Here is a 944-nt window from a genome sequence, read left to right as displayed (position 1 = left end):
TACTTCTTTCTAGCCAGCTTTTTTCTGGCTTCTTTGGTCTCCATCGATTTTCAGGAATCGTATCCACTAATTCATATCCTACACTTCCAGATTCGGATTGGAACTTCCTTATAATTCTACCATCCGTTAAGGTATAGTAAGTTCCCTGTCTCACCTTTTTATAGTCCGAGACCTCTACTGCGGAAATGACGTGGTGCTCAATGGTGGAGAACTGCTGTGTAGTTAAATAGTCACCTGACGCTGCTGTAGCTGCATGTATAGCTCGGTAGCTGTAACTCATGGTTTTTAATCCAAAATGTTTCTGTAAATATTGAACCGGAATAGCAGCAAACCGACTATAGCTATAAAGTAGAAGCTTACCTGCTTCACCGAGCACTGCCTCTAACCCAATGGCATTTCTCACAGCCTTATTTTTGATTCCAGATATAAGTTCTTGATGAAACTTATGATCACCTAGCTGTCTGGCTTGGTAACTATCAATACGTAACTTTCCATTGTTGCCTAATTCACGGATTTGGCTAATATAATTCTTCATCGTTCGTAAATCTTGTTCTATGGGGTCTAGCTTAGCTGTATTGTGGCGGTCAAAAGCGTGGAGCTTCTCTATCGTCTGACGGTTCATCTTTTTCGCGTGTTGTACGTTATCTAAGAACTCCCCATCGTCTATATCACGAACGTTAATAATATCTTTGACCGAGTGAAGAACGGCATTTGCCTCATCCGTTATCGCCATGGTAATCTGTTCCATTCGCTCAAAACTTCGTTTCACATCTTGAGAAAGAAAATCCTCACGAATCACTCCATCTTTGTTTGGTTCCATGTCTTGAATTGACTTTTTCATTTCTTCTAACGTATCGGAGTAATTTATAATAAAACCCTCTAGAAACAACAGAAACGGCATGTGTACCTCTTGATAGAAGGCACGAATAGAATTAGCCGTTTTC

The 944-nt window shown here is 40.4% G+C and carries 1 protein-coding gene; it reads right to left on the bottom strand.

Annotated features, from left to right (window positions below; genetic code table 11):
- Window positions 1–944, bottom strand: a 944-nt coding sequence (locus D1839_RS20205; RefSeq protein WP_183030299.1) for an LXG domain-containing protein, incomplete at both ends; no start/stop codon positions are given.

Source organism: Roseburia sp. 1XD42-34, assembly GCF_009917385.1.
GTDB lineage: Bacteria > Bacillota > Bacilli > Bacillales > Amphibacillaceae > Virgibacillus.
Note: the sequence above shows the minus strand (reverse complement) of the source record. Positions and strands in the feature narration are given on the sequence as shown.